The sequence below is a fragment of the Flavobacterium panici genome (assembly GCF_903819335.1).
Lineage (GTDB): Bacteria > Bacteroidota > Bacteroidia > Flavobacteriales > Flavobacteriaceae > Flavobacterium > Flavobacterium panici.
The window spans coordinates 15298-35755 of record NZ_CAIJDE010000036.1; the positions used below are offsets into that span (position 1 = coordinate 15298).

At 31.8% G+C, this 20458-nt stretch carries 19 protein-coding genes; 6 read left to right on the forward strand and 13 right to left on the reverse strand.

Annotated elements, in window-relative coordinates:
• Positions 1-2: 2 nt before the first annotated feature.
• From FLAPXU55_RS08620 to FLAPXU55_RS08635, 4 genes are all read right to left on the reverse strand, one after another.
• Positions 3-3344 (reverse strand): RHS repeat domain-containing protein, encoded by a 3342-nt coding sequence (locus tag FLAPXU55_RS08620; RefSeq protein ID WP_180857334.1) that lies wholly within the window; start codon positions 3342-3344, stop codon positions 3-5.
• Positions 3345-3878: 534 nt separating this feature from the next.
• Positions 3879-4079 (reverse strand): hypothetical protein, encoded by a 201-nt coding sequence (locus FLAPXU55_RS08625; RefSeq protein WP_180857335.1) that lies wholly within the window; start codon positions 4077-4079, stop codon positions 3879-3881.
• Between the two features lie 71 nt (positions 4080-4150).
• Positions 4151-5071 carry an AraC family transcriptional regulator gene (locus FLAPXU55_RS08630; RefSeq protein WP_180857336.1) on the reverse strand — a complete coding sequence of 307 codons (921 nt, stop codon included), beginning with the start codon at positions 5069-5071 and terminating at the stop codon, positions 4151-4153.
• Between the two features lie 2 nt (positions 5072-5073).
• Positions 5074-5637 carry a DUF6642 family protein gene (locus FLAPXU55_RS08635; protein WP_053472360.1) on the reverse strand — a complete coding sequence of 188 codons (564 nt, stop codon included), beginning with the start codon at positions 5635-5637 and terminating at the stop codon, positions 5074-5076.
• Positions 5638-5808: 171 nt separating this feature from the next.
• Here FLAPXU55_RS08635 and FLAPXU55_RS08640 point away from each other — a divergent pair, with 171 nt between their 5' ends.
• A complete protein-coding gene (locus tag FLAPXU55_RS08640; protein WP_180857337.1) occupies positions 5809-6414 on the forward strand; it encodes a 5'-methylthioadenosine/S-adenosylhomocysteine nucleosidase family protein in 606 nt (201 codons plus the stop codon).
• 373 nt (positions 6415-6787) lie between these two features.
• On the opposite strand, the gene drt3b is transcribed toward FLAPXU55_RS08640, so the two are convergent.
• The 3 genes from drt3b to FLAPXU55_RS08655 all read right to left on the reverse strand — a co-directional run bounded on the left by drt3b (position 6788) and on the right by FLAPXU55_RS08655 (position 11008).
• The gene (gene drt3b / locus FLAPXU55_RS08645; RefSeq protein WP_180857338.1) at positions 6788-8950 is read right to left on the reverse strand and encodes an antiviral reverse transcriptase Drt3b; all 2163 of its coding nucleotides are present in this window, start codon (positions 8948-8950) and stop codon (positions 6788-6790) included.
• Entirely contained in the window at positions 8950-10392 is a 1443-nt protein-coding gene (gene drt3a / locus FLAPXU55_RS08650; protein WP_180857339.1) for an antiviral reverse transcriptase Drt3a, read from the reverse strand. The genes drt3b and drt3a overlap by 1 nt, the downstream gene beginning before the upstream one ends.
• A gap of 373 nt (positions 10393-10765) precedes the next feature.
• Positions 10766-11008 (reverse strand): hypothetical protein, encoded by a 243-nt coding sequence (locus FLAPXU55_RS08655; protein WP_180857340.1) that lies wholly within the window; start codon positions 11006-11008, stop codon positions 10766-10768.
• A gap of 346 nt (positions 11009-11354) precedes the next feature.
• Here FLAPXU55_RS08655 and FLAPXU55_RS08660 point away from each other — a divergent pair, with 346 nt between their 5' ends.
• Together FLAPXU55_RS08660 and FLAPXU55_RS08665 are read left to right on the forward strand one after the other, a co-directional pair.
• Positions 11355-12614 carry a putative DNA modification/repair radical SAM protein gene (locus FLAPXU55_RS08660; RefSeq protein ID WP_180857341.1) on the forward strand — a complete coding sequence of 420 codons (1260 nt, stop codon included), beginning with the start codon at positions 11355-11357 and terminating at the stop codon, positions 12612-12614.
• Positions 12615-12619: 5 nt separating this feature from the next.
• Entirely contained in the window at positions 12620-13396 is a 777-nt protein-coding gene (locus FLAPXU55_RS08665; RefSeq protein ID WP_180857342.1) for a TIGR03915 family putative DNA repair protein, read from the forward strand.
• A 14-nt stretch (positions 13397-13410) separates the two neighbouring features.
• Here FLAPXU55_RS08665 and FLAPXU55_RS08670 read toward each other — a convergent pair whose 3' ends face one another.
• On the reverse strand, positions 13411-13779 hold the full coding sequence (locus FLAPXU55_RS08670) for a winged helix-turn-helix transcriptional regulator (protein WP_180857343.1): 369 nt from the start codon (positions 13777-13779) through the stop codon (positions 13411-13413).
• Between the two features lie 163 nt (positions 13780-13942).
• On the opposite strand from FLAPXU55_RS08670, the gene FLAPXU55_RS08675 reads away from it, so the two are divergent.
• On the forward strand, positions 13943-14392 hold the full coding sequence (locus FLAPXU55_RS08675) for an ester cyclase (protein WP_180857344.1): 450 nt from the start codon (positions 13943-13945) through the stop codon (positions 14390-14392).
• A 17-nt stretch (positions 14393-14409) separates the two neighbouring features.
• Complete coding sequence (locus tag FLAPXU55_RS08680; RefSeq protein WP_180857345.1) at positions 14410-15078, forward strand: SDR family NAD(P)-dependent oxidoreductase; 669 nt, start codon at positions 14410-14412, stop codon at positions 15076-15078.
• A 74-nt stretch (positions 15079-15152) separates the two neighbouring features.
• Here the strand turns inward: FLAPXU55_RS08680 and FLAPXU55_RS08685 are convergent, their stop codons facing one another.
• The 5 genes from FLAPXU55_RS08685 to FLAPXU55_RS08705 all read right to left on the reverse strand — a co-directional run bounded on the left by FLAPXU55_RS08685 (position 15153) and on the right by FLAPXU55_RS08705 (position 19420).
• Positions 15153-15701 carry a YybH family protein gene (locus FLAPXU55_RS08685; protein WP_180857346.1) on the reverse strand — a complete coding sequence of 183 codons (549 nt, stop codon included), beginning with the start codon at positions 15699-15701 and terminating at the stop codon, positions 15153-15155.
• Complete coding sequence (locus tag FLAPXU55_RS08690) at positions 15698-16108, reverse strand: tautomerase family protein (protein WP_180857347.1); 411 nt, start codon at positions 16106-16108, stop codon at positions 15698-15700. Before FLAPXU55_RS08690 ends, FLAPXU55_RS08685 begins: the two co-directional genes overlap by 4 nt.
• 59 nt (positions 16109-16167) lie before the next feature.
• Complete coding sequence (locus FLAPXU55_RS08695) at positions 16168-16743, reverse strand: Crp/Fnr family transcriptional regulator (protein ID WP_180857348.1); 576 nt, start codon at positions 16741-16743, stop codon at positions 16168-16170.
• A 77-nt stretch (positions 16744-16820) separates the two neighbouring features.
• Complete coding sequence (locus FLAPXU55_RS08700) at positions 16821-18287, reverse strand: glycoside hydrolase family 130 protein (protein WP_053472346.1); 1467 nt, start codon at positions 18285-18287, stop codon at positions 16821-16823.
• Positions 18288-18517: 230 nt separating this feature from the next.
• Positions 18518-19420, reverse strand: coding sequence for a LysR family transcriptional regulator (locus tag FLAPXU55_RS08705; RefSeq protein WP_235992008.1), 903 nt, complete (start codon positions 19418-19420; stop codon positions 18518-18520).
• A 59-nt stretch (positions 19421-19479) separates the two neighbouring features.
• On the opposite strand from FLAPXU55_RS08705, the gene FLAPXU55_RS08710 reads away from it, so the two are divergent.
• Complete coding sequence (locus tag FLAPXU55_RS08710) at positions 19480-20451, forward strand: alpha/beta fold hydrolase (RefSeq protein ID WP_082356432.1); 972 nt, start codon at positions 19480-19482, stop codon at positions 20449-20451.
• Positions 20452-20458 lie beyond the last annotated feature (7 nt).

Consider the following 20458-nt stretch of genomic DNA (forward strand, 5'->3'; position numbering starts at 1 on the left):
CATTAAGGTTTGTAATTGTATTCGTTCTTACTCACTATTTTTCCTTCAGCATCTTTGACCTGTTTCAGCCTGTTAAATGCATCATATTCATAATACACTGTATAACCTTTAGGATCAGTCATACTCGTGATTCCTATCAGCGGGTCATAGGTGTAGGTCGTCACCATTGCATTAGGAGCTGCATTTCTCAGATTGGTTAATGTGGTACGAAGTGTATTTTCCAGCGCCAGGGTATTGTCAGCATTTGATGCGTTTACTGCTGCCGTAATAGTACTTTGTATAGCTGCTGCATTAGCCGCCGTAAAGTTTTCCAGTTTAGCAATTGGATACTGATTATTATAACCCCATACATAATAGGTATCAGTACCATTTGTACGTTTAAACTGTTGCAATTTCCCTTTAACACCATAACTGTCAAAACTTATAAAAGGCTTGTAGTAGGATGTATACGCTGATTCTGAAACAGCAGTATCAAATTCTCCTTTATAAATCGTCTTTGGGAGATATAATCCTGAACTGTTAAAGTATTCTGTTTTTACAGCCTGCGTTACTATATTATTCTTTAAAGTGAGGTTTTCGACAGGTACTCCTGTCATATTTTTGGCTGTTAGAGCTACATTTACTGCATCAGTAAAATCAAAAGGATATTTTATTTTCTCTACAATTTGTGTATTATCAACAGTATATGAAGTAGATTTTAACAAATCACGTGTATTGTAGCTATAATTTGTTTCAGTTACTATACTTTTATTATCATCTGTTTTAAGTGTATTTGTTAGTTTGGTTTTTAATGGCCATTCAACTTTATAAAAATAAGGAAGCAGATCGCTGTCAAACTTTTTCTGCCCTCTATCCCTAAAGGCTTTTATAACATTACTATAAGTTGATGTATATTCAAACTCTTCCTTCTCTACAAGTGTATTTGGCCCGCCTGACATCTTGGTCCCGAATTTTTCAATAGATTTTAGCAATCCGTTAGTATAATTTAGATAAGCTGGTGAATCCGGAAAGTTGTCATCAAACTTGTCAGACTCTGTATTATTGAAAAAATTATATCTTACAGTAGAAGTATCGTCATCATCATCCAGAATATATTCTTCTACCCAATCATATCCTATAGAATTCCCCTGACTAAATGTTGACAGAGGTGTCTTTGATTCTGATACTTGAACCAGACAGCTGCCAATATTACTTGGAATCCCTGCGCGTCGTCCCAAATAATACAGTACAGGTTCTGAAAGCATCAATCCTGTCTGATAGCTAAATCTTCTGGTTTTAGCATCGGTTTTGATTTCGCTTATTCGTATCCCTCCGGCTTTATAATTTGGTGTAGGAACTCCCGGAGTACGGGTTATAGTATTCTGATAATACAATCTCCAATAAACCAATACATCCCTTGGAGGCGTATACGCTGTAAATTCGTAAGTACCAGCATCTAAAGCATACTCTTTAACTGCTAATGATGCTTCACTTCCCTGTCCTAAAGGAGCTGATCCATAAACATATTCATATACATAGGGGCATTCATAAGTAAAAAGAGTGTTTGCAGCAGGGCTGATTTTTCTTATCCTTCCTAAAGGATTCACAGCGCTATTACGGTATTGATACGTAGGATCTTTAGCACCTGTAGAACTTTCTATGCTGCCGGTAATTTTTAACGTGGTTGGGCTGCTTATTTGGAAAGTATAAACACGGGTTGAAGGATAATCACCCCACAAATACTCTGTACTATATTTATTATAGACAGGAATATCTTCCATAATACTATTCGTAGATGATAAAGGCTCATAAGTATGGTTTTCGAAGAAACCGGAAGGAATTAAATGAGGCTCATATTTATATTCCTCTGTTCCTCCTGTTGGATAGGTTATTTTTTTTAATGTTCCAATAATGGTCTTGTCAAAATTGGCATCTTTTTTTACCCCAGAATAATTTACATTATTAATTTTTAAGCCTACATAATACTTTTCACCATAATTGCCTCCATTTTGAAAACCCCAGTAATCCACATTTTTTGAGTTTTTTGCAGGAAAACTGCCTCCGAAATAATGAAATTTATGACCACCGTTTAAAGGTGTGCTTCCTGAGTATTCCGTTACTTTATTTAATTTAAGTCTTTTAAAAACATGTTCGTATTGGGCACTGCCGGCATAATCGTTATTAAAATAACTATAGTCAAATTTATACGATTTTATTACGGCATTTATATTGTTATAAATTGAGATCTGATCTAGTTTTTTACTAGTACCTTTTATATCAAATCGATCTGAACCGATAAATTCTATGCGGCCAAAATCACCTGAAATGGTTTTTAACCTCAAAGCAGTATTAACTACTTTTGATTTATAATAATAAAGAGAACTTTGTTTATTATAATTGTAATTTTCACAAGATTCTTGTGTTGGCAGATATTGTATTTCAGTATCATATACAAAATTGATCTCATTACCCTTACTTGTAATTATTTTACTTAAACACCAGCTTGTTACCATAGGGTAAGGATTCTGTTTATTTACATCAAAAAATGTCTCGCATGCTATACGAAATGGAGACCATTCTGTAAAACTTGATGGATCACTATCATATTTGGTATCAAATGTTTCTGTATTCTTGTTTAGCCAGCCAAGGCTGGAATAAGTTCTGGTGATCTCCCATTGGTTGTATAAATATTGATTTCCTTCATTATCAATTATTTTAAAAGAAACACTGCCTGAAGCTTTTGTAACTTCAATTTTTAAATTATGAGATTTATCAAACAAAACAGCACCTCGTGATTTGTCTAATATAAATTTACCGCTCATATGAGGTAAATTGTAATAAAAAATATCTGGTTCAGGATCATATTTCAAATAATTGACAATATCTCCCATTACTCCTGTATAATAGCAAGCTAAACCAGGTTCCATACGTGTACCATATTGATTATCAACTAGCGAACCTATATCTGGAGCATCATAATATCCTTTTTCACAATCTTTATAATTATTATCAGCAACCCCTAGCAAAAAATCGTCAACACTTTTTACAGTCCTTGATATTCTGCTGCCGACATCAAGAGACCAGCCTAATCCCACCCAAGTTGCTTCCTGATCTACTCTTATACCAGTTGCATGATAACTAAGATTAATAGGTAGCTTAAAGCCATCAACGTCTATTTCGTAGAGAGGAATGTTTATGTTGGGTGTGCCTGTATAATAGGACACAGGTGAATCACCATATTTAGCAAATTCTGCTGCTTCTGGCGTCATAGACACTACATGCGGATATGCCGTATCCAAATTCTGAGAATACAAATTCGTAGATAGAATTGTAATTAATAAACTAATTAATCTTTTCCTTTTCATATTATAATTTTAAATAGGTTAGTTAAATAGACATGTTTATTCCCCAGCTATGTAAAATAGGAGGGAATAGAAAAAATCTTTCGTGTAATAGAATCACGAAATCGATTTCGTTTTTTTGGAAATTTTTTTGAATCTAGTGGTAGAAGAAGTTTTACATAAAATGTAAAGTGATACTAATTAATAAAAAGCATATTATTCTTACAAGTTTATTCGCTAAAAAACTATCATTATTTTTTCTGTAAGAAAAATAATGATGAAAATCAACAAATTAATTTATTTTAGTCTTTTAAAATTAACAAGTATTTAACTAATAATTTATTTTATACTAAATTTTTAAATTGAAATTTATTTATAATTTTTGTTAAAAAACAGATTGTTAACGCACATCTTCCTAAATTTCACTTTAATCAATAAAAAAACTCCAAGATTGGAGTTTTTAAAAGTAGAATCCAGATCAAAAGTTCGGTTTTGGTATAATTTTGTTTCCGTTAAAAGGGGTGAAGAAATTGAAAAATTGGAAAAATGAACATGATTTTATTCTAATTCGACACAATCAAAAATGCCGTTGTTTTGAATTAAATTAGGAATATCAAGTTCGCTGTCGATTCTTAAAATATTATCGCAGTTCTCAAGATCAAAATTCCATAAAGAATTTGGGAGTAATTCCTGAAGCAGGGCAGAAGCCGACTCAAACTTGGATCGATTGTCAACGGAAGTTTTAAAAACATAAATCATAATATGCATTTTTTTGAGATGCAAATTTCAGAAAAATGTATTGTTATTTATTAGGATGCAACAATCAATAATTAGGATTTATCAATCATTTTTCGATATTGAATAGGACTAATCCCTTCATTTTTTTTGAAAAACCGACTAAAGTATGATTGGTCTTCAAGTCCCACTTGTATTGCGATTTCACTTACAGAAAGCGTAGTTTGAAACAACAGGTATTTAGCTTCAAGCAATATGGTCTCGTCAATCCATTTTGCTGCCGATTTTCCGGTAACGGTTCGAACAGATTTATTCAAATGGTTTGGCGTGACATTTAGGAGCGAAGCATAATAATGAACAAAATGATTGGTTTTAATATGCTCGTGAATCAGCTCTTTGAACTTATTTGTAATAACCTCTGCGGCCGAAATACTTTTAGTACTCTTAACCAAATTTTTATTCATCTCATAAAACAAAGCAATCAAATACAATTGCACAATATTCAAATTCGCACTCTCCGTTTCTGAATATTCTTTTTGCAACCGATTCAAAATAGCGGTAATATCAGGAACATCTTTGCTGGCAAAAGCAACTTTCGGATTACCAGAAATTTTCATGAAATCAAATTCATTAAGCATTTCACGGCTGCCGTATTTGCCAATTAAAATATCAGGATGAAACAGGCAGATAAAGCCTTTATGTATATTGTTCACATTATCAAGAGAGAAAATCTGACCAGCCGGAACCATAATCATTTCGTTATCGGTAGTGATGTATTCCTGATAACCCAATTTCATAACATGTTTTCCTGAGGTAATAAAAATTAAAGTATGACAAGAATTTTTAGAAGGCGGAACCGGATATTGCATCTGCATGATTTCCTCAATCTCCAAACAGAAAAAATGATCAGAATTTGATTTGAAAAGTAAATGGATAGGGTTGTCCTCTCCCAGAAACTTCTCCCGAAATCTTGAAGGATTATAGGTTTTTATTTTTTCGGTTGTTTTGGCGCTCATACTTAATAATACAATCTAAAATCAAGTAATTTGCAAAGCGCATAATGTTTTTGGTACAAATCTTCTACCACTTCCGTAAGGTCATCGTTTTCCTGATACAAACTAAAAAACGCTTTATCAATCGTACTGCAGCTGGCAATTTTATTATAAGTAGAACCGTAACCAGAAATGGCACGTGCGCCTGTTATGTCCAAAAAATATTGTGCTTCTTCGTCGTTGAGGTCGAGTCTTTTTTTATTGGCAAAATGAATAATCTTACCTTTCATTTTTCCCTCAAAAAGTTCGGCTATTTCTTCGAGACTGTAGTAATAATCATGAAGACAGATGTTGTTTTCCTGTCCCGGCATTACAAGATAAATGATTTCATAATCCTTAAAATTATGATCATCATAAAGCAGCGTATTCAAGCTTTCCTCCAAACCTTCAATCGTATCGCAGGCTTTATAAATACTTGCAATTCCCTGGTCAATAGCTATTTCTTCCAGATTTTTAACCACATCAGTAGTCGTAACGGTATCTACGTCCTGTACGCCTTCAAGGCAGAAAATAAATTTTTCATTATCCATACAAATGTCTTTTCGGTTCTAAGGAAAACTGCTTTTGACAAATATATTTTTTTATATGGAAAAACCGCTATTTGATTTGGATTTTAACGTGGTTTTTAGAATTAGAAGAAATACATTAAATAAAAAAACTTTTTTAAACGTATTTTTGCACACTGAAAATCCAAATTAAAAATGATCCAAATTAATCAAAATCAATCTTTTCCCATCGATGATATATTATTCTCTTTTGCTCTTGAATCTGAGGCCGCAGAAGTTTTTAAGAACTATAATACATTGATTACTGGGATTGGGAAAGTTAATGCAGCGTATGAATTGTCTAAAGCTATTCAGAATAAAAAACCTGCATTAATAGTTAATTTAGGATCTGCGGGAAGCAGCTTTTTTCAAAAAGGAGACGTTATCTGTTGTACTAAATTTGTACAGAGAGATATGGATGTTCAGGGATTAGGTTACGCACAATATGAAACGCCATTATCCGGACTGCCTACAGTCTTGGAATACGGTTTGAAAATGGATAACCTGAAAGAAGGTATTTGCGGAACAGGCGATAATTTTGAAATGGGACATTGCTCTGATGCCTACAATGTTGTAGATATGGAAGGCTATGTTTTAGCCATGATTGCAATGAAAGAAAATATCCCGTTTTTATGTCTTAAATACATTTCGGATGGTGCCGATGATAATGCTGCCGAAGACTGGTTTGTTCAGGTGCATAAAGCGGCTGTGGCTTACGGTAAGATTTTGGGATTGAATAATGAAGAGGTTTTAGTATTATAACTATATCTAAGTCCTGTTTGCCTTCGAAACAGAAAATAAATTTCATTATTCATACAAATATTTTTCCGGTTTCTTGAGAAAACTATTTTTATATGGAAGAACTTTTGTTAATTGTGATTTTAATATTGTTTCGAAATGTTAAAGGATTGGAATGAATTGTTTTGTAGTTTAAAACTAAAAAAGTAGCCCAACCAGACTACTTAATTTGTCATATTTAAATTAATTGTAATTAATAATTAATTAAAATTTGATTACCATTTTTGGCATAACAATTTTGCTTGTGTGTGGCATCTTATCTTTTCGAATAATAATTTAAAAAATTATTATTAAAATTAACTAAATGCATTCGATTTGGTTGGTGCAAAATTTTATATTATGAATAAACTTCTAATGATTTTTTTGCGGTTAATTCTTTTGCTAAGTTAAAATTATCCCACTTAGTAAACCAATATTTTTTACTTTTTTTGTACATTAATATTTGATTATGATATATTATGTCAATATTAAATAAAGTAAATACTTCTCGCTTAAATTTATTGTCCAAATATGGGCAAGATAAGACATCAAAAAATAATAAAACATTTTCTGTAGTTTGATTTCTTTTAGGCAAATCAACAAGTTTAATTTTATTTATGATTTCATCTTTAAGCATACTTTTTATTCTACTAAACGATTTGATATCCCTTATGTAAAATAATAAAACAGTAATTGTAAAGTAATTTGGAGTGAAGGATAGTGCTAATTTTTCGTTTGATTCTTCAAGCTTAAAATATTTTATTAGTTCGTTTTCGGTTAAAGTAAATTTTTTCCCTAACTCTCTTAATAAAATAAGTAAGTATAAATTCTCAATTTGAATATGTTTTTCCATTTTACTGCTCGATATTACTAAATTAATTTCATCAGCTATTTTTTTCAAAACAAATTCTTTGGATGTTGAAGAATTTTGAAATCTATCAAATAAATAATAACTATGGGTTAAAAATGGTGCTACAATTTTGTATCTATATTTACCATTAAAGTATTTTATAACAAGTGCTAAGATATTACTAATTCTAATGGTTGAATTAACTTTAGGTGAAACTGAATATAAAAAGAAAAGGAAATCTAGATACTCTACGATAAAATTTGAAAAAACACTTTCTTGTTTAGTTTTTTTCTTAATTTCTTCCTCATTTAATTGACTATCTTTTTCTAATTCACATAAAGTAGAATAGTATTTTTCAAATTTATTTATGCATCTTTCAAGTCGTTTTCCAATTATTGCAAAAGTAAAATTCATTATATCTTTATATTGAACATTAGACTCTTTTATAATTGTTTTGAACTTAATTATTAATTTATTTGAATTACAGTCATAACTTAGTTTGTGAAAGATTTCATTTTCATCTTCAGGCTTCTCAATTTTTAATTTTATTTTTTCATCAAATAATTCTACTACTCGCCCTTTACCAATAGTAAGATCAGTTATTAGTGGCTTTTCATAAAATATTGTTTTAGATTCACTGATAGACATCTTATAATCTTTCAATTTCATTTTGTATAAAGAAAGAATTTTGTCTCTTGTTTCATCAGTGTTATAAAAAACAAAAAAGTCATCAACATATCTATAGATTTCATAGTCTTTTTTAAAATATAACTTATTTTCACCATTCCGTAATTCTATCTCAATTGATTTGTCGATCTGTTGTAGAATTAATTCTGCAAAAATCCTTGAAAATTCAGGTCCGATTAGGATACCGTTAGTCTCTCCATAATTTGAATTTTGCATAAAACAATCAAAGTCATCGGAAAAGGGTTTTTTGTTAAGATTATCTTTTACGATTTCTTTATTGAATATCGCCCAAGATAATGAATGGGTATAAATACTGTCAAAACATTTGGCTATATCAAACTTAAACATTTTGTTATATTTCTTTTCAGCTCTATGATAGCGATAGTCTTCATAAAACTGATAGATATTAGAATATTTTTTATAAGTAAAAAATGTTTTTAAATTTTCATATTCTTTTTCATGACTTTCGATTATATCATCATTATCGCCTTTATTCTTCTTATGTAAACGATCATTTTTAAATATAAATTTAGCAACACCATGCGGTTTTCTGATTGAGAAAGGACTTATGTTAGAATAGTAAAGAATCAGTTCTTTATATTTTTCATAAAACGCAACCAGTTCTAATTGTGTTTTTGGATGAGGAATTGATAATTCTCTAAAGTCTCTCTCTTTATGTGTGATTCTATAACCAAATGGTATTTTTCGCTTTTCTTTCTTCGGATCTATTTTAATTGTATTGTTATTAATTGGACCCTTTAAACCAAATAAAACTCTAATAAATTGTTCGTTTACAATGTTTGTAGAATCATTTTTAGATTTTTCCCAAGAAATGAAATCTCCATTTAAGTTAACTTTGTTTAGAGTTAAGAAATTGTATAAGTGCCTATTAGAAAAAGTTATAGGGGTTTCATAAGGTAGAACATCTGATAAAATTGCTCTCTCTTTAGAATATTTAAGTATTTTCTTTTTTCTTTTTTTCATTATTTCCAAATACTCACTATTCTTTCGAAGTTATTCATTAATGGTTTATCTTGCTTGTATTTTGCTGAACGAATGTCAGGTATGTCTTTTTTCTTTGAGTTAATGTTAAAGAATAGCTTTTCTTCAAAGCCTTTTTTAAAACTGTATTTCTTTAATTTGAGTTTCAAATTATTGTGACGAACATTTATTAACAGACGATCAATAATTAAGTGTAATGAATTGTCTAAGTCATCTAGACAAGTACTATCCTTATCTAATAAACTATTAGAATAATAAATTCCAATCATTCCTCTTTTAGGTTGGTGTAGCTTAGTGTTTTTTGTTAAATAGCTAATACGATGAACGAGTAATTTTCTAGCTGTTTTTTGGTCGTATTTTTCTTCTTTTAAGTAATCAAGTATCGATTTTTCTATTCTTGATTCATATTTTTTCTTTTTATTATCAGATAGCTTGACTTTGGAAAATAAATCTCTATTAATTACAAATTTATATCCGAGAAAATTTATTTCTTTATTAGTATTTTGATTTATCAAATTCAATTCGAAAGTTTTGCTTCTATTTGGTCTTATCAAATCTTCGCTTAATTGTAAGCCTCTATTGTTAATTATACTTTTAATTTCATTTAAATAACTTGATGTTACAATATTAGATTTTGGAGTAAAAATTATAATGATATCATCAACGTATCTTCCATAAAACGATATTTCATCTAGGTTTTTGATTTCATTATCAATATTTCTCATGTATAGTTCGGCTAAATAAGGACTTACGCCTGCGCCTCTCGGTATACCTTTTCTTATACTTTTGTCAATTTGAAGTTGATTTGTTAATTTATTGAAATTATATAATAAATTTTTAATGAGTGATTTGGATTTTGGGCTTAATAATGTATTGTTTTCAATTAATTTTAATAATTCATATTGGGGAACACTTTCATAAAAACTTTTAATATCTGTTCTAATTATAATTTTCGGAAAGTTATCTTCTAACAATAATTTTAATTGTTTTACTAATTTATATCTGTCGGATTGTTTTACTTTAAATGTTCTATATATGTTGTGTTGCAATTGTTTCATTGCGAAGTATGAAACAGCGTCCTTGTCGGTTGTGTAGATAGTTTTTTCTCTAGGTGCTGGAATAAAACTTTTTAGTTTAAATGAAAAAGAATCTTTGTTAATCTCATGAGAAAATTTAGTTAGATCATTCTCTAGAAGATTTTCTTTTTCAATTTCTAGTTTTTCTTTTTGATTTAATAAAATAAGAAGAAAATCATCAGATATGTTTCTTGCTTTTTCAAGTTTTATTTCTCTCCTTAGATCTCTAATTTTATCAATTATATCTATATATGGTTTTGAATAAAAATCTAAATCGAAATTACCTTTCCGATTTTCTAGATCATATATGATTTTGAAATTATCACATGAAAATGATTGGTCTAGCATAATTTCGTTTATTCTTAAATATTTAATTTATTACTGTATGTGAAAACTTAATTTATTCGCTTACGAATATAAAAGAGTTAATTTAGGTTACTTTACGGTTTTCCATCACAAACATCATAATAATTTAAAAAATAGTACCAAGTATAAACACCTGATTTAACATACTATAGTGTTGAAAAATAAGAAATAAAAATAATTACTCTACACGTTAAATATAATTTATTGCACTTTAAAGCATTAATTACAATCCTTCCCTCTTGCCAAAAACCTAATTTTGAAATGATAAAAATTCATTCCAAAAGTAAGAAAGGTCAAAGTGGGTACGCGAAATAGTGAAAGAGAAAAAATGGAAATTCATTATAGTAAAAAGCGTTTAAGCCGCTTTCTGTACACATACCTTTTGCTCTAAAAGCTTAATCTGATCTTCTGAACAAAGAATTTGTTCCCTAAGATCATTTCTATAGACTTCAATCAAATAATGAAAAGTCATTTCTTTCATTGCAGATTTTTTGATAAGTCCTTTTTTAAAATCTAATTTTCTTTCTAATACAATAGCCCTGTAAGATCTTCCGCTTAAAGTTGTGTAGGATACATCTTGTCCTTTTTCAAAATTCATTGCTTTAGCTTTTTTTATTTCTTAAATTTTATTCGCTAATACAGTAGTCTCCATTTTATCAAAAAAAGAGTTGAAAAATAATTTTAAAGGGGGCTAAAAAAACTTTCTAAACTGTTAGCGCAATGTATAAATATTCAAAAATTTTGAACCACGTATTTATACCTGTTTTTAAACTTTAACTATTTTATCCTGAGTAAGATAATTATTAAGAAAAGCTTTGTTATTGTTGACTTTAGCTTGAATTTTTGATACAATTTAGAACACTAATTTTCAACCCTTCTCCATACCAAATCCCTAATTTTGAATTGATAAAATTTTATTCCAAAAACAAATAAAAAAGGTCAAAATGGTACACGAAAGAGTGATGGAGAAATTGGCAATTTTAGCCGATGCAGCAAAATATGATGTTTCGTGTTCGTCCAGCGGCAGCAAACGGGAAAATAAAGGCAAAGGACTTGGCGATGCATTGGGAAAGGGAATTTGTCATGCGTATACCGAAGACGGGCGCTGTGTTTCGTTGCTTAAAATTTTACTGACCAATCATTGTATTTTCGATTGTGCGTATTGTGTGAGCAGAAAAAGTAATGATGTAAAACGCGCCGCCTTCACGGTTCAGGAAGTGGTGGATTTGACCATTGGTTTTTACCGAAGAAATTATATCGAAGGTTTATTTTTAAGTTCGGGTATTTTTGATAATCCCGATTATACGATGGAACGTTTGGTGAGAATTGTAAAGAAACTTCGGCTAGAAGAAAACTTTAATGGATACATTCATTTAAAAGCGATTCCGGGCGCGAGCGACGAATTACTAAAAGAGGCAGGACTTTATGCTGATCGTTTAAGCGTAAATGTCGAAATGCCAACAGAACAAAGTCTTAAATTACTGGCTCCCGATAAAAATCATATTGATGTGATTAAACCAATGGAATATCTCAAAAATGAAATTGTTAGTTATAAAGAAGAAAAAAAGCTCAACTACAAAGCGCCGCTTTTTGCTCCGGCAGGTCAAAGTACACAAATGGTTATTGGTGCAACCAAAGAAAATGACATGGAAATTTTAGGAATGGCCAATTATTTCTACGAACAAATGAACATGAAACGAGTTTATTATTCGGGATATGTGCCCATAAGTTATGACAATCGGCTTCCGGCGATTGGAACTCCGGTTCCTATGATTCGGGAAAACCGATTGTATCAGGCCGATTGGTTAATTCGCTTTTACGGATTTAATGTAAATGAAATTGTAGGTTTCGATCAGCCAAATCTGGATTTGGATATTGACCCAAAACTGGGCTGGGCTTTGCGAAATCTGAATCAATTTCCGGTTGATATCAATACTGCCGATTTAGAATTAATTCTTCGAATTCCCGGAATCGGAGTTAGAAGTGCTTATAAGATTGTCGCCGCCAGAAAATTTAAAAGATTGCAGCCCGAAGATTTACAGAAATTAGGAATCGCTTACAGCAGATCAAAATACTTTTTGGCTTTTGCTTCGCCTTTTCAATTGCAGCGGGATTTGACTTCCATCCAAATAAAAGATCATATTTTAAATACGCAGAAAAGCAAATACAAAAACGATTTTTCGAATCAGCTTTCTTTATTTTAAACCCAATGACACAAGTAATTTACGATAGTACTTTTGAAGGCTGGCTTTCGGCTGTATTTGAAATCTACGAGCTTAAACTCGAAGATGTGGTTTTTGCTAAAAGCGAAGTATCAAATGCTTTGCTTTTTTCGGATAAACATTTGGTGTCAACAGATTTAGTAAAAGCAAAACGGGTTTTAAACGGATTGAAACAAAAGCTATCAAAAGAAGGTTTTGCGAATATTTACAGAGCATTTTTATCTGAAATTGATAAAATTGACGAAACCTTATTTCAATACGTAAAATATATTTTTTCGAGTTCCATAAATGTGGAAGGTGATTTATCTAATTCACCAGTTTTGGAAGTTAGAAAAGCTGCTCATTTAACCGGAAGAGAAAGCCACAGAATGGAAGCTTTTGTTCGGTTTAAATTGACCAAAGACAATTTGTATTACGCAATCGTAGAACCCGACTGCGATGTTTTGCCTTTAATAGAACGTCATTTTAAAAACCGTTATGCCGATCAGCGCTGGTTAATTTATGATGCCAAACGCAAATACGGCATTTATTATGATCTCGAAAATACAACATCGGTACAATTAGAGTTTAATGCTAATTCCAATTCTTCTAAATTTTTAGCCGAAATATGTGACGACGATGAGGAGTTTTTTCAGAATCTCTGGCGTCGTTATTTCAGCAGCGTTAATATCGAATCGAGAAAAAATACCAAATTGCATTTACAGCACATGCCGAAACGTTATTGGAAGAATTTGACAGAGAAAATCCCGAATTTGAAAAGATAATAATTTGGATGAATTTAATCTTCTGCAGGCAAAACTATCTTACAATCCATAAACGAAACTTCCGGATTCCATTGAATCGTCCAGTCGCACATTTGTTTTAAAACCGGAAGAAAAGATTTTCCTTTATCTGTTAAGGAATATTCTACTCTTGGCGGTACTTCTCCAAATTTCTGTCTCAAAATAAAACCATCCTCTTCAAGTTCACGAAGCTGATCAGTTAATACTTTCCTAGAAACACCTTCCATAAAGAAAAGTAGTTTTCCAAAACGCACGCTTTTATTAGCCAGTAAATACAGAATAAGCGGTTTCCATTTAGTGCCAATTATATTTATTGTGTGAAGCATTGAACAAGAATCTTTATTCTCAAGTAGTTTCCGTGCCATAAGTTACTTTTTAGTTACCGCAATTTTTCTTAAATCAATTTACATTAGTTGCAAATATAAACTATTGATAGTTTATTTGTGGAACTATTGTAAACAAAAGTAGTTAAGAAGTAATAATAAGCCATTTTTCTGCAGAAAAAACGACTGAAAAACATGTAAAATTATGAAGATAAATAAAGAAGAAATGGTGAAAGGATTAACAACATCCGAAATAGAATCAATTAAAACCTTTTATACAATTTGGGGAACAAAACAACCTGAATTATTAGATGAAATCTGTACGCCGGACTGGAAGGATGTGCCGCTTTTACCCAATCAGGCAGCAGGTCCAAAAGGTTTACAAGATATTATTAAAGGTTTTACAACTGATTTTCCCGATATCGAAATCAATATTTTAGAAATCTTTGGAACGCATGAACGTGCGGCGGTAAGAGCTGAAATTGTATTTACACACAATAAAGAATTGATTGGCATACCGGCAACGGACAAAAAAGTGTCTGTCGCGATACATGAATTTCATTATTTAAAAGATGGAAAAATAACACATACCTGGCATTTAGAAGACTGGTTTGGTTTACTAATGCAAAGCGGCGGATTTAAACCCAATAATTAATTTAAGATAAAAACAAAATGAACAAATTATATAAAACAGCTGTAATAACAGGAATTAGCAGCGGAATAGGTTTAGCCTTAATAAAAAAATTACTAAACGAAAATTATAATGTAATAGGAACAACAAGATCTGGAAAGTTAGATGATTTTTCGCATTCGAATTTGCAAGTAATTTCATTAGAAGCTACCAATCAGGAAAGTAGAGAGAACGCTATTAAAGAAATTTTAGCGATTACAACAGATATTGATTTACTGGTAAACAATGCCGGAATTGCTCCCGATGCTTTTTCAAATCAACCCGATTTTGATTCCTTTACCGAAACCATTGATACAAATGTGACGAGTGTAATTTTCTTTACAGAATCATTATTAAAAAATATTAAAACGGGCGGAAAGATTGCTTTTATTTCAAGCAGTATGGGATTATTAAAAAATGCAGCTCCAAATGGAACAGCTTACAGAATATCAAAAAATGCGATCAATATGTATGCAGCAATGCTGGCAACAAGAGTAATTGATAAAGAAATTATTGTAACACCAATTCATCCGGGCTGGGTTCAAACTAAATTAGGCGGAAACCAAGCGCCATTTACTACAGAAGATTCTGCAGACGGAATTTATAATGCTATTCTTTTAAACACAGCATCAGGTAAATTTTGGGATATTACCATTCCTGGTTTAGATTAATTATTCTGAATTTTAAACTATAAAACCCTTAAACAAATTAATGTTTAAGGGTTTTGTTTTTCAGAGTTAAGACTTTACAGTAATTGTAATTTCTTCTCTTTTTGTCTGTCTATTAGCGAAGGCTGTTTAAAATAAGAAGTAAGTTCTAAGGAATAAATGACGCTGGTAATTTTCCATTTTCCATCTCTTTTAATTAACGTTAAATATTTACCACCAAAATTGGTCATTTTATTATCCGCCCAAAAACTATAATCCATTGTTACGGCGGCGACAGTTCCATCTTCAATAATATGAATGTTGTCAAACTTATCTTCAGTAGATTTGTGGCGGAATAAACTTCTCATAAAGCCTTTATAAGTACCGGAAAAATAATTCGATCGGGCTTTTTCTTTTCCGTTTGTTTCTATTTCTTTATTTTGTGATTTATCCATAAGCGCAGCGCACCAGGTAACAGTTCCGTCATTAAATAAATCGTAAAAAGCGATAGAATCTTTTTTGATTACGCTTTCGCTGTACTTTTCTATAATGGCATTTATTTCTTTTTTGTTATCTGTTTTTTGCTGAGCGCTTATATTTTGGATGAAAATCAAACAGCCCAAAATCAATGGTTTTATATATTTCATTTTTCTAATTTTATACGATTATGAATCAGTTTGTATTCAATAGTTAATCCCTCATAACCGTACGCATCAGCTTTCATTTCTTCGATTGCAGTATAACTTACCGGATGGATTCCGCCTAATCGAAGTGCCAATGCTTCGTGAACAGCATCGATATAATTGGCTTTATCGTTTTTTAGATTGGTAGAATCAGAAATTTTAATCGTAAGATGAAAACTTTTTGTTTGTAAATCTTCCAGCGATTCAGAATTAATAAACCAAAAATTGTCTGGAACAAATGATACCGTTACAACCGTAACTTCGGGTTTTTTATTCAGCACCTTTTTGGTAAGGCCGCTAATAATTACCGCTAATTCTTTTGCTAAAGCTGCGTCTTCTTCGCCGCTGACTTTTAAATTTATAATAGGCATACTTCAAATATTTAATATTTAATAATTAATGAAGTACAAAGCTCATTATAACAACAGACTTATTTATTGATGTATGTTAAGAGTTTTATTCGGCTTAAAGATTCCGGCTTAATTCCTAAATAAGAGGCAATATGGTATTGAGGCACTTTCTGCTCAATTTCAGGATAAAGCTTTCTGATCATTTCTAATCTTTCGGCAGCAGAATTTTTTAGGAAAGAAGTTTCTCTTTTACATTTTCTGATGAAATAATTATCAGAAATGTATTTGGCAAGTTTTAAATAATTAGTGTCTTTTTCGATTAATGAATGAAACTGCTTATGCGTGATGTAATATAATTCAACATCCGTTAAAGCTTCTATATTACAGTTTGTTGGCATTTGCGTTAAAAAACTGGTGTAAGCACTTGCAAAACTATTTTCGAGATAAAAATCATTATTAAATTCTCCGTCATTATTTTGCACATACGATCTCAAGGTTCCCGAAATTACGATAGCAATAAAATCGCAAACAGAACCTTCCTGAATTAAATATTGTTTTTTCTTGAGGGTTTTAAGATGCAATTCTTTTAAGAATTCTTCAAAATGATTGGAACTTAATCCTAAGGTTTCGGTAAAAATAGCGCGTAGTGATTCCATTACTAATTGATGTACAATAATCTAGGTAAAGATAATGTAATCTCACTTTAGTACTGATTGAATAAAAGATAAATTTTCTACTTACTCTTCTTCAAAGCATCCAATAATTCCACCATATCAACCACGCCATAAGTAGACGAATAATCAGAAACCGCATACGGTAATATCAAACTATTGTTATGAATAATTGCCCCGCAGGAATACACTACATTCGGAACATAACCTTCACGTTCGTCTTCAAGCGGAGAAAGTAACGGTTCGCTAAGTCTTCCAATTTCTTTTGACGGATCATCAAGATCAAAAAGTGACGCGCCAATGCAGTAGCGACGCATTGTACCAACACCGTGTGTAATAACAAGCCAGCCTTCCTCGGTCCAAAGTGGCGAACCGCAATTTCCTATTTGGGTAAGTTCCCAGGTGTAACGCGGCTGCTGTAATAAAACGGGATTATTCCATTGTGTTGCGCGGTTCGAATACATAATGTAATTGTTTACACCATCGATTCGGGCAAGCATGGCATATTTTCCTTTTATTTTTCTTGGAAACAAAGCCAGGTTTTTATTTTGGGCGCCTTCTCCGTGTAAAGGCATTACTCTAAAAGAATAAAAATCTTCTGTAGAAATCAGTTTTGGTAAAATAGCATGACCGTTATAGGCGGTGTAAGTTGCCATTACACGAACAGAATCATCATCATCGGTAAAACGTACAAAACGTGCGTCTTCAATTCCGCGGCTTTCAGAATCGGATATTGGGAAAATAACACGTTCCGTAATATCAGAATCGTGTTTGAATTGCAAATCGTAAAACGAATTGGCCAGCCATAGAATTTCTTCAAGAGCAACTCTTCTTTCCTGACGAATCAACGGATCACCCAATGCTGTGGTTAATAAACTTTTAAGGACAGCAAACTCAAATTCATCCGGTAAACCCTGCATAATTTGATCGATGTATTTATCCTGCGTATGCATTTCGATCAGCTTGGTCAAAAATCGCTCTTTATTGAATAAAGTTTTATGTTCAATTTCGGCTTTATCAATATGATGACCAATTTTCATTATCTGAAGATTGTTGTCTCTGTCCAGGATTCCTCGTCTAAAAACAATAGATGAAATATGGCCTTCACCCGTGGCACGAAAAGAAATAATAACTCGTTTTTCGCCAACTTCAAGACCCGACTGATCAAAATCTTCTACAATTGAGGGATTAAAAATAGCAGCAGATTCAATAGCATATTCCATAGTGCAATAAGAACCAATAAGCATTTTTCGATTCAAAGACATGGCTTCATAATCGACTTGCATGGATTCGATAATAGGCCTGATTTTTTCGCAGTGTCTAAAAAATATAGCCGAAATATTGCGATGGCGTCTGGCAAATTCACGAAGAGTCTGCTCTAAAGTTTCCAACACTTGTTTTTCATCCAATGTCATAATCCGAAGCACCATTTGCTGGGTTCGCTCATAACCATTCATAAAATATCGGGCAACAACTCTTCTGGAATCTGGGGTGAATTTTATACTTTTTCGGACTACTGATACTCGCATAGTTTTTGGTTTTTTAGCACAATGTGTAATTGTGTTTTCTAATGTTAGAATGATTACTTCGTGTATAATTTGTTTTGAAAAATTTTAGAAATAAACCTCATAAATAAGGGGGTATTAGTTCTAATTTTATAACAAGTTAATGATTTTGGTCACTAAAAAAAACTTTTTTATGAACTATTTGGCTGTATTTCCTTCTCTGTTTATTTTAAAAGGAAGTCAAGGATCAAAGTTTAAACTGCTGCAGGTTCTCGGTATTGTTCAATAAAAGCATTTAGGGCTTTAGAATGGAGCTCTTCATTTCGATAAATTAATAAAGTTGTCATCGTATTTAACTCCTTGCTTACCGGAAAAGTTTTTATATTCCTGCCGCTGTAATACGTGTTAATTACTTCTTCTGGAAGAATGCTGATTCCTAAACCTGCTTCAACAAAATTGATAATTCCTTCAATAGAATTAAGTACGGTGCTTTTGTATCGAGTTATTCCTTTTGAACTTAACCACGTTTCAAGTCGGGATCTAAAAACACAGCCTTTTTCAAAAACTACAATTTTTAAAGGATCCTCTTTAAGAATATCTTCTAATTTATTTGTTCCCGGTGGAGAAAGTATAAGAAGCTTTTCGTTGCGCACAACTACTTGTTCCAGTTCTGGAATATTTATAGGTGCTATAACAAATGCGGCATCCAGTTTATAATTTAATACATCGTGAACAAGTGTTGATAATGCCGCCGAATGAAACTCAAGTTCAACCGCCGGATAAATTTCGCTAAAATTATTAATAATATCAGGTGCTTTTAATGCCATCGTGGTTTCAATACAGCCAATGCGTACCGTTCCTCCAATTTGATCTGAATTCTGAATATCATTTTTTGCATCATTTAATAGGTTTCCTATTTTCTTCGCATATTTTAATAATGTTTCGCCGGCTTCCGTAAGTACAACCTTTCGGGAAACTCTTTTGAAAAGTTCGGTTTCAAATTCTTCTTCCAGACTTTTTATGCGTGCCGTAACATTCGATTGTACAGTAAAAGTAGCTTCTGCAGCTTTTGTAAAGCTTCCGAGTGTTGCGGCAGCTTCAAATATTTTAAGATCATTGCTATTCATTGTATCATTATTAGTGATTAATATGATCATAACATATCATATTTAGATATCAAAAATACAAAGTAAATTTGTATCAAACAATTGAAAATATGAAAAACACAATTAAATCTGCAGCGCTAATATTAACCTTAACAGCGCTATCCGGAATAGATGCAAATGCACAAGAAAAATCTTTTGCAGCAAAAAGTAATACTGAAATTCAGACCACACATTTTAATACCATAAAGGTAGACGGACTGAATATTTTTTATCGTGAAGCTGGGCCAAAAGATGCTCCAGTTGTACTATTGCTTCATGGATATCCAACTTCATCGCATATGTACAGAAACCTGATTCCTATTTTAAGTAAAAAATACCGTGTGATTGCTCCAGATTTACCTGGATTTGGTTATTCTGATGCGCCAGATCATACACAGTTTGCTTACACTTTTGATAATTTGGCTAAAACGATGCAGGGCTTTATCGATCAGCTTGGTTTAAAACGTTTTGCGATTTATGTATTTGATTACGGAGCGCCAACTGGTTTTAGACTTGCTTTGGCAAATCCGGAAAAAATTACAGGGATTATATCCCAAAACGGAAATGCTTATGAAGAAGGTTTAAGCAGCGAATGGAATCCAATTCAGAAATATTGGAAAGAGCCAACTCAAGCGAATCGCGACGCACTTAATATTTTTGTTTCTAAAGAAGTTACCCAATTTCAGTACTTTCACGGAGTAGCTGATAAAAGCCTGATAGCTCCCGAAACTTATACACTGGATCAGCACTTTTTAGATCGTCCGGGAAATATTGAAATTCAGCTTGATCTTGTAAAAGATTACAGAACGAATGTGGCGCTTTACCCAAAATTTCAGGAATATTTTAGAACCAAAAAACCAATGATACTGGCTGTTTGGGGAGATAAAGATCCTTACTTTTTACCAGCCGGAGCAAAAGCGTATAAAAAAGACAGCCCAAATGCTGAGGTAAAATTTTATGATACCGGACATTTTGCACTTGAAACACACGTAAACGAAATAGGAAATGATATTTTAAAATTTCTTGCTAAACTTCCTAAATAAGACGAAA